6 protein-coding genes and 2 pseudogenes are annotated in these 10,075 nt (G+C 36.0%); 4 read left to right on the top strand and 4 right to left on the bottom strand.

Annotated elements, in window-relative coordinates:
- The 3 genes from CJF42_RS21890 to CJF42_RS21880 form a co-directional block, all read left to right on the top strand.
- Positions 1-447, top strand: a 447-nt coding sequence (locus CJF42_RS21890; protein WP_252097697.1) for a methyl-accepting chemotaxis protein, incomplete at its 5' end; no start/stop codon positions are given.
- 519 nt (positions 448-966) lie between these two features.
- Positions 967-2,763 carry an acyl-CoA dehydrogenase C-terminal domain-containing protein gene (locus CJF42_RS21885; RefSeq protein WP_095368706.1) on the top strand — a complete coding sequence of 599 codons (1,797 nt, stop codon included), beginning with the start codon at positions 967-969 and terminating at the stop codon, positions 2,761-2,763.
- Between the two features lie 167 nt (positions 2,764-2,930).
- On the top strand, positions 2,931-5,099 hold the full coding sequence (locus CJF42_RS21880; protein ID WP_095368705.1) for a M14 family zinc carboxypeptidase: 2,169 nt from the start codon (positions 2,931-2,933) through the stop codon (positions 5,097-5,099).
- 52 nt (positions 5,100-5,151) lie between these two features.
- Here CJF42_RS21880 and asd read toward each other — a convergent pair.
- The 3 genes and pseudogenes from asd to CJF42_RS21865 all read right to left on the bottom strand — a co-directional run.
- A pseudogene (gene asd / locus CJF42_RS21875) lies at positions 5,152-5,619 on the bottom strand (archaetidylserine decarboxylase); the annotation flags it as partial.
- 198 nt (positions 5,620-5,817) lie between these two features.
- Positions 5,818-6,057 (bottom strand): phosphatidylserine decarboxylase, encoded by a 240-nt coding sequence (locus CJF42_RS27710; RefSeq protein WP_502694807.1) that lies wholly within the window; start codon positions 6,055-6,057, stop codon positions 5,818-5,820.
- Positions 6,058-6,809: 752 nt separating this feature from the next.
- Positions 6,810-7,349 carry a chorismate mutase gene (locus tag CJF42_RS21865; RefSeq protein ID WP_095368704.1) on the bottom strand — a complete coding sequence of 180 codons (540 nt, stop codon included), beginning with the start codon at positions 7,347-7,349 and terminating at the stop codon, positions 6,810-6,812.
- Between the two features lie 599 nt (positions 7,350-7,948).
- Here CJF42_RS21865 and CJF42_RS21860 point away from each other — a divergent pair.
- On the top strand, positions 7,949-8,611 hold the full coding sequence (locus CJF42_RS21860) for a serine protease (RefSeq protein ID WP_095368703.1): 663 nt from the start codon (positions 7,949-7,951) through the stop codon (positions 8,609-8,611).
- 589 nt (positions 8,612-9,200) lie between these two features.
- Here CJF42_RS21860 and CJF42_RS28800 read toward each other — a convergent pair.
- A pseudogene (locus CJF42_RS28800) lies at positions 9,201-9,391 on the bottom strand (IS1634-like element ISVa17 family transposase); the annotation flags it as partial.
- Between the last annotated feature and the right edge of the window lie 684 nt (positions 9,392-10,075).

The raw sequence follows: 10,075 nt of genomic DNA, 5'->3' as shown, positions 1-10,075 counted from the left end.
ATTGAAGCAGCTAGAGCCGGAGAACAAGGCCGAGGTTTTGCGGTAGTTGCAGATGAAGTACGCTCACTTGCAAGTAGAACACAAGAATCTACCGATGATATTCGAAATATGATCACAAAATTACAGCAAATTGCGCAGCAAGCTTCAACCATGATGTTAGAAGGAAAAGAACAAGCTGAAAGCTCAGTTACGCAAACACAAGATGTATTGGCATCTCTAACAGCTATTAGTAATTCAGTGACAGTTGTACAAGACCAAAGCCATCAAATTGCCACAGCGACTGAACAGCAAACTTTAGTTGCTGAAGATATTAATACTAGCTTGAATGCAATTAACGACTTAGTAAACAATACTTCAGAGCATGCAAATGAGTTAGCAAGTGAAGCCAGTAATTTGAATAGTTTAGCGTCTGACTTAAATGAAAGTGTTAATCAATTTAAACTTTAAAAATCATTAAATTTGAGGCTTTTACTTACACGAAAAAGCCTTAATCAATTTTATTGAAATGCTTCTATGTAACAAATTTTTTATGCCCTACTTACTCTATTAATGAACAATCCTTATCATCTAAATATTCATAACTTTCAAAAGGATCATATTATGCATACCATTACTCATCTTTTTGAGAGATAGTACGGGACTCAACATAGTCATCACAGGCTAACCCAGTTGTCACACACGCTGTTAAGCCCATTAAAATATGAATAATAAAACCAATTTTATTATTCATATTTTTCTAATTTCCTTATTTAAAACCTATCAGCAGGGCGCAATTTAAGATACACAATTATTTTAGTAAAGATCATTTTATCCTGATGTAACAGACTAATATGTGATTACCTTTATCAATTAATACTGATTTCTTACTTTTATTTTTATTACGTTCATGCTTTAATCGAAAACAACTTGAACTCATCCGACCAGTAAATTACAATAATTTCATAAATTCTATTTGGAGACAGAACAATGCCAGAATATAAATCACCGCTTCGTGATACTAAGTTTGTAATGCAAGAATTATTAAATTGCGAAATCCATTATAAAAAACTAGGCTTTGAAGATGCGACTCCAGATATGGTCGATGCAATTTTAAGTGAAGCGAGTAAATTTACTGAACAAGTCATCGCTCCATTAAATCAAATAGGCGATCAACAAGGCTGTAAATGGCATGAAGGAGAAGTCACTACACCAGATGGTTTTAAAGAAGCTTATAATCAGTATGTAGAAGGTGGTTGGCCTACTTTATCACAAGATATAAACTTTGGCGGTCAGGGGCTTCCTCACTCCCTTAATAACGCTGTTGCAGAAATGATGTCTACAGCAAATCATAGTTTTGCTATGTATCCCGGTTTAAGCCATGGTGCGATTGCCACATTAGAAAATCATGGTTCAGCACTACAAAAAACAATGTTTATGTCTAATCTTGTATCAGGAGAGTGGACGGGAACTATGTGTTTAACTGAAGCACATTGTGGTACAGATTTAGGCATGTTGCGCTCAAAAGCCGAGCCTAATGAAGATGGTTCTTATGCTATTACAGGTTCTAAAATTTTCATTTCAGCAGGTGAGCACGATTTATCTGACAATATAGTCCATATTGTTTTAGCACGAACACCAAATGCTCCTTCAGGTGTAAAAGGTATTTCACTATTTATCATACCTAAATTTAATGTCAATGAAAATGGTCAAAAAGGAGATCGTAACCAAGTCACCTGTGGCTCTATAGAACATAAAATGGGGATCAATGCTAACGCAACATGTGTTATTAACTTTGATAATGCAAAAGGTTATTTAATAGGTGAAGAAAATCGTGGTTTAAATTGCATGTTTACCTTTATGAATTCGGCGCGTTTAGGTGTTGCAATGGAAGGTGTAGCTGCAGCAGAACTTGCATTCCAAGGCTCTGTTGCTTATGCAAAAGATAGATTACAAATGCGCTCATTATCAGGTGTAAAAAATCCAGAAGGCAATGCAGATCCTATCATAGTTCATCCAGATGTACGTCGAATGTTACTCACTCAAAAGTCTATTGCCGAAGGCGGTCGTGCTTTAATTGGCTATTTAGGCCAGTTGGTTGATACAACGCATGCTGGAAAAGATCAAACCGTAAAAGCACAAGCAAATGACAAACTCGCTTTATTAACCCCCATCGCAAAGGCATTTTTAACTGAGATGGGTATGGAATGTGCCAGTCATGGCGTACAAGTTTATGGTGGTCACGGCTTTATTAAAGAGTGGGGTATGGAACAAATCATGCGTGATACTAAAATAAGCTGTTTATATGAAGGCACCACAGGTATCCAAGCACTCGATTTATTAGCACGAAAAGTATTAGGCTCTAAAGGAAAACTATTAGAAGCATTTGCGGCAGAAGTAATTCCATTCTGCCAACAAAATTCAGCAGATGAAAACATGACTGAATTTGTAGAACCTATATTAAAAAATCTAGAACAATGGCAAAAACTTACTCAAACAATCGGCACCAAAGCCATAGCCAATCCAGATGAAATCGGTGCGGCATCGGTTGATTATTTAATGTTCTCAGGCTATGTCACTTTAGCTTACTTTTGGGCACGTATGGCCAAAACCGCACAACAGAAACTAGCCGAATGTTCTGAAGATACTAAATTTTATCAAGCTAAAATTAAAACTGCACAATTCTATTTTCAACGCATGCTACCAAAAGCAAAAGGACATGTTGCATGTATATTAAACGGTGCAGACTCAATTATGGCACTGGATAGCGAAGATTTTATTTTCTAACCAACATCTAAAATATTAAAGACGAGCAATAAATATTACTCGTCTTTCACTGTTATAAACATTTCTATTTTACTGACTCTAACCTCACAAATATTTACATAATGCCATAGACATAATTTAACCAAAGTATTACCTTAGTATTTAGATCTTAGTAATAGGAAATTATAATGGTATTAATAAGTAGCTTAGTATTCGCTTCTACCCTGGCTTTAGCGAGTAACTCACAATCTATTTACCTCGCTAAATTTACTGACGCTCAACAAGAAATAAAAACTAAGATCAGTTTCCATCATGCTTTACTTGCCAGTGAAAGTAACGGCTTATTACTAGAGCTAAATGAACAAGAAGTTATCTTATTAAAAAGTAAAGGCATAACTCTCACACCTGCAACTCATCAATGGCAAGAAAAGCTTAATAATATAAAAAATAACAGTCAAAAAACGAATAACCAAAACTCTGGAATACCAGGGTTTAGCTGTTATGAAACCGTAGAAGAAACATTTTTTGAAGCTGATAAACTCGTAACTCAATATCCAGATTTAACACAATGGATAGATATAGGTGACTCTTGGCAAAAACAAAATGGTGGCGATGGCTATGATTTAAAAGTTTTGAAAATTGGCAATAAAGAGTTAATAGACCCGCCTATTTTATTCATACAAAGTGCAATGCATGCTAGAGAATATACTACAGCAGCACTCACATTAGATTTTGCAAAAACCTTATTAAATAATTTTGAGTCAGATCCTGATATCAATTGGATTTTAAACCGCCATCAAATCCATATTTTATTTCAAACCAATCCCGATGGTAGAAAACTAGCAGAATCAGGTATTGATCAACGAAAAAATAATAATGAAAATCACTGCCATGTATTGAAAGTTGGTGTTGATTTGAACCGAAACTTTTCATTTGGTTGGAATACTGTATCTGGAGGTTCAAGCGGAAATGAATGCGATATAACCTATAGAGGTACAGCTCCTGGCTCTGAACCTGAAGTATCTGCAATCGAGAACTATGTTCGTTCAATTTACCCCGATGTACGAGGTGATAAAGATACCGATGCTGCGCCTGTTGATACTAAAGGTTTATATTTGGATATTCATAGCTACAGTGAACTGATACTTTGGCCTTTTGGCCATACAGAAACCATAGCACCTAATAATAAAGGACTACAAGCACTAGGAAGAAAACTCGCCTACTTTAATGGATACGAGCCATATCAATCAGTGGGTTTATATCCTACAGATGGAACATCTGATAATTTAGCCTATGGTGAACTGGGCATAGCACACATTACTTTTGAATTAGGCACTGCTTTTTTTCAACAATGTAGTACCTATGAAAATAAAATAAAACCAGATAATCTAAAAGCATTAATTTATGCGGCCAAAGTGGTTGAAGCCCCTTACTTAATGACATCAGGCCCTGATATTACTGAGCTAAAAGTAACTCAGGTAGATCGTATGAGTTTAATTGTTGAAGCCACGGCAACAGATACACGCTTTAGCAATAAACTCGGTATTGAACCTACTCAAAATATAAAATCAGTTAGCTATAGCATTAATGAATACCCCAATGCGCATAATACTCAGTTAGCTCAATTTACAGATAATGATGCTGACTCAAGTGTCGAGCAGATCTCTGTTGAACTTTTTGACTCAGATGCATCTGTTATTTATTTCCAAGCAATTGATGAAAATAATCAAGCAGGCCCTGTTTCTGCTTTAAAACTAGAAGGAAAAACACCTTCTGCAACAGCTTCCATTAGCTGCACTGGTGCATTTTGTCAATTTGAAACAACAGAAAAAGACGATGATTTTTCATATTATTGGTATTTAGAAGACGGAAGAGCAGCCTTAGGTCAAACGGCTGAATTTATCTTAGCCAGTTTAGGTGAACATAAATTAATTCATCGTGTTGAAAATAATATATGGGGCTATATTGGTGAAACTACTATCAATATAAATATCACAGAGTTAATAAAGCCAAATGTTCAATTTACGACTAGTTGTACAGAAAAAACCTGCCAATTTGACGCTTCAGCAACGACAGATATAGATAGTGCAACATTAACTTACGCGTGGGATTTTGGTGATTCAAATAACTCAGATTCAATCACCCCAGAGCATCGTTATGAAAATACAGGGAGTTATTCTGTAATGTTAACTGTAACAGACGAACATAATCAAACATCAACGATTAGTAAAGAGGTCACAGTGTCTGAAGCTGTTATCCCTGAACCAACTTCTGAACCTGAAGAAAAGCAAAGCTCAGGAGGTTCGTTATTTTATTTAATATTTGTTTTATTCGGTATTAGGAAAATAAGGATCTAGTGATACGAAATGTGGGGTAGAATTATCCCCACTATTTGTTATTTAATATTGCCTATTTTGTTATTTTAGCAAATGGCTGTCCCATTCGCGTCACAGTCTCTGGGTTTTGACCTTTTAAAAACTCAGCCGCTTGCTGTGACCAAGCAAGAATAACCGTAGATCCAAGTTTAAATCGCCCCATTTCCTCCCCTTTTTTCAAACATATTTTATCATCACCTTCTGTTGGGTAATCCCAGCTAAATATTTTTTTACCTGCAGGAGGTGTCACTGTACCTGACCAAATAGTTTCGATACTAGCAACAATCGTTGCCCCAACTAACACCATCGCAAGTGGACCAATTTCAGTATCAAAAATAGCAACGACACGTTCATTTCTGGCAAATAAATTTGGCACATTTTGCGCTGTCAGTGGGGTAACTGAGAATAAATCGCCTGATACGTAAATCATTTGCTTTAAAGTACCATCAACAGGCATATGAATACGGTGATAATCTTTAGGGGCTAAAGGTATATACCCAAACCACTTCAAGATGCAGGATTCAGTTGGAATTAGAAATGCTTTAGGCAAGGCATTGATTGAAGAACATGGTTATTCCCTTTTCAAAATCAATAACGCTGCATAAAGTATTTATAAACCAACCTTACAGGGACTTCTGAGCAAATCATGCTCGTTGTTCCATCTTTTTTTAAGGGAGTAACCATTAATGCAAAGATGCGCCTAGATCATGAATTGCTCAGCAGTCCTGAACCTCACATCTTGAAGTGGCTTGGGTATAGTTGCAAATTTACGACCCTGAAAAGGTACAGCTGTTTTCTCTTCACCACCAAGTAGTGTTTGTAAACTAAAATCATGACCTTTTGCTTGGATCAATCGATCATCAAGAATATCACCAAGTTGACTAATTTTTCCATCAACTGGATGAGGGGATTTTGGCGATTCAACTAATGCAGATTCCATTACGACAAACCATAGTTATACAAATGTGGGCAACTTTACTGTGACATTAACAGTGACAGATGAACACCATCAAACTTCAGTGCTTAGCCAAGAAATCACAACTACTGAGCCCCCTGAGCCTGAAGAAAAACAAAGTTCTGGTGGTTCATTATTTTACTGATTATTAATTTTATTAGGAATAAAAAAATCAGAAGTGAGTTAAAGTAGAAAGTAAGATAATACCAATTCCGTTAATTAACTGATTAATATTGACCCGTCTCTTTTACATAGTGATAAATATATAGGCTATTAGATCATAAAAATAAGCAATTTGAGATTAGATCATTAAAACTGCTGCTGGCGTTATTAATTTTGATAAGGGAACAACCATTACCTTCAATTAATTCCTTACCTAAATCCGGTTTAATTCTCGCTGAAATCGCGCATTTTGAGGTATCATGGTATAGATGGACCCTGATGGAAAAATTTATGAATTTGCAACTTAAACCGATTTTTAATGGTATCACCGCGCATTATTAGGTGCGTCAGTTGCATTTGACACCTAAGATTTAAAAGTTGATATTGAAAAGTATTGGTACTGTTCAAGTATCTGTTCTAGAGCCAGCCAATCAAGAATAATACAATCAAAATAACTCAGCTTATTTCACTAAAAAAGCGCTAAATACACTTTTTTAGTGTCAAAATAGCCTGTTTTAACGGTTAATGTATCAAGTAGAACAGCAACCATTGGCTGGTAAGGGTTACTGATTAAATTACTTTACTGGTAATAGTTTAACTTTCCGCAAGGCTCCAAATAACAGCTTTTTATCTGAAGTTGTAACGTATTTTATGTTGATACTTGAATCAAACTCTGAAAATAATGTTGAATCAATTGAACCATGAGTTTTGATGTAAGCCATTATTTGTTTGATAATCTGATCGCCTAGGTCAAGTAAAGCTGGGCGAACTTCTTTTTGCAGATCTTTTGGTTTTACAACAGAAGGCTGCGAAAGTAAATCTGCACGATATCGAAATTGAATTGCCTTAGCTACAGCGATTTGTGCATTAAAAAAATCTTCGATATGAGCTGGGTCAAGCCCTTTAATATGGGCGGATATTTTGGCTTGATCGAGCACCACTTTTTCTCGTTCAATATTTTCAATGGGAAGGCTTTTTTGTGCCTTGAATAAAGCAACATCTTCCATATAGCTCAGACGTTCATTAATAGTCTTGAATAATTCTTTCGAAGTAACTTCAGCCCATGTTTGAGGTGAGCAAATAACTAACATGAAAAATATCGATAAATATCTCATTGGCAACTCATATAATTTAACGCGGCGCTCTGGGTCAATTTTGAAGCACAGTACAAAAATTGCACCGATAGTATCGCCTTGTGTACGCCCAGTAGTGTGAATGACTAATTAAGTGAAAATCTTCTGTTGAAATACTTTCACCGTATAAATAACTTTCCTTTATTTAACAATAACTACTAGCGAATATCAAGGGTTAAATCGTGATAAATAGTCGGGAACAATTTCTTTTGAAAAGCGTTTTCGCTGTATAGGCATCTGACAACTATTGTTTCAAAAATTTATATTTTGACGTGGGTTTAAAATAAATTTCACCATACAATAGAAAAATATAAATGTTGCATGCTTTAGTGATTGCAATATATTGCTGCTGTAGTTGGGTTGCATATATAGTTACGGCAGGATTGTTAATGTAACCTTTGCTTGCATGTTAAGGGGAATATACCCAAGCCACTTGATAAACTCCCGCTGAAATCATGCATTTCCAAGTAGCTTGGGTATATTATGAGAGAACAATAAATCACTGTTGAATCTTAAAAATGTATCTCTACCATTTGTCTTTTGGAAAATTAAAGCCACATTGATACGTTTTTTAATCTGCAATAGCGGCAGCATCAAAACAGATTTGTGGTGGTTCACTTATAGATGAAAAACATATACTCACGGCTGCGCATTGTGTTGCGCATATGAGTCATCACGATGTCCAAAATCTTAGAGTTGAATTAGGATCGCATCATTTGCGCAGAGAGGATTCAGGGCAAAGAAATTTTAGAGTCAAAAGAGTTATAAGGCATAAAGGCTTTAGTTCAACTACTTTACATAATGATGTTGCAATTTTAACGCTTGAAGAGGATGTCATATTTTCTGAGTATATTAAACCTATAGAATTAGCGGAAGGTTATAATCAATATACAGGCTACACAGCAACAGCTGCAGGATGGGGGGCGTTGAGTGAAGGCGGACTTGCCCCTGATGCATTACAAAAAGTTAATATAAATGTTTGGAGTAATGAGCGCTGTAGAAATAATTACGGCGCTGCTGCACCTGGTGGTATTACAGCTGGCATGTTATGTGCCTCGTCCCCAGATAAGGATTCCTGTAGTGGCGATAGTGGCGGGCCTTTAATAGTAGGACAGGAGTTTGATAGACAACAGATTGGAATTGTTAGTTGGGGGATAGGTTGTGCTAGAGCACAGTATCCGGGTGTATATGCCAGGGTTTCTGAGCATATGCCTTGGATTAAGAGAATAGTTCGAAAATATTGATAGTCACTTTTTAAAAACTTAAAGCCGCGAAAGCGGTTTTTTTATTGCCAAATACCTGGGTAAAAACGCTATTCAATAAACATGTTGTTCATCTAGCAGTCGATAACAAGATGATTCTGATCATTGGCTATTAAGATAAAGTTTCAATTGGTGTATGTGGTAAGGTTAGCAACTAATACGGGTAGCCAGAGTTATCTAACCTCCAACCCCACATCATACATTTACAAACCCTAAAACCCAAGCATGAACCTAAATTAATACAACTCATCACTGTAAAAAGGTATTTTAATGGAAATTGAAGAGCTGCATTATTCAGCTATCGACATGGCATTAAATAAAGCTTTTGATTGGTTCAAAAAATTATACGGAAGATTGAATGATGATAGTGATTTATATGAATAACATATGATTGAAGCGGTAGTTAAATTCAATAAAAATAATGGCACTGACTATCACCCTGTAAGGTTGGTTTATAAATACTTTATGCAGCGTTATTGATTTTGAAAAGGGAATAACCATGTTCTTCAATCAATGCCTTGCCTAAAGCATTTCTAATTCCAACTGAATCCTGCATCTTGAAGTGGTTTGGGTATATAGGGATACCTGCTTTGTTTTCAGCGATCAGGTTAAGTACAAACTTGATTCAACTCTGGACGATGATCACGACTATATCCTCGAACTAACTGAACCGTTTGGCTATTCATCATACTCATAATTACCATCAACATGAATACTGGTCGAATCTAAATTAATGCTTTCGCATGGCAAGCCTAAGTGTTCACAATACTAGCCGATAAAGTTTGATAGATGTTTGACACGCCCGTTTCATAAAGTTTATCAAGGCAACAACCTAGAGCACCGTTCAGTTTAAAATATAGTCACCAGCGAGAGCCTAAATTTTCGTAGACTAGGAAAATTTTTGTAGGTCTAGTTATTCTCCATCAAGAAAATTTAACGCAGTATACGGAAATTTTAGCCTCGCCCGCAGGGAATGGCCAAAAATCACACATGCTACGTTGTATCAGCTCGAAATAGCCCACTATTCCATTCACTAATACGCCTTGCCTGTGTGATTTTTCTGGTGTTTATATTTTAAACTAATCGGTGCTCTAGCGCATCGTCATTAATATACTCAGCTTTGATCTCCACCGATAAGACGTTCAACAGGGCGATCTTTTAAATATTGTGGATACATATTTAAACTCCCGCTGAAATCATGCATTTCCAAGTAGCTTGGGTATAAAGGCGGTCAACGCAACCTAATTCATTTAGGATCATAGCCTCAACTAGTTGACTATAAAATATAAGCTTATCGTCACACTGGTCAGGAGTACTTTGTTCATGCCAGCAACCAAACCTAAATGATCAATATTTTTTGTAGAATACGACACCATTATTTTTCCATCATCTAAAGATAAGTAATAGATCAAATATGGATTTATACGTCAAGTTTTTTTAATTAAA

The sequence above is a fragment of the Pseudoalteromonas sp. NBT06-2 genome (assembly GCF_002276045.1).
GTDB lineage: Bacteria > Pseudomonadota > Gammaproteobacteria > Enterobacterales > Alteromonadaceae > Pseudoalteromonas.
This window is presented reverse-complemented; position numbering and strand designations above follow the sequence as displayed.

Coding starts and splice junctions, on each gene's coding strand:
- CJF42_RS21885 (WP_095368706.1), top strand. CDS start 967: ATGCCAGAATATAAATCACCGCTTCGTGATACTAAGTTTGTAATGCAA.
- CJF42_RS21880 (WP_095368705.1), top strand. CDS start 2,931: ATGGTATTAATAAGTAGCTTAGTATTCGCTTCTACCCTGGCTTTAGCG.
- CJF42_RS27710 (WP_502694807.1), bottom strand. CDS start 6,057: ATGGAATCTGCATTAGTTGAATCGCCAAAATCCCCTCATCCAGTTGAT.
- CJF42_RS21865 (WP_095368704.1), bottom strand. CDS start 7,349: ATGAGATATTTATCGATATTTTTCATGTTAGTTATTTGCTCACCTCAA.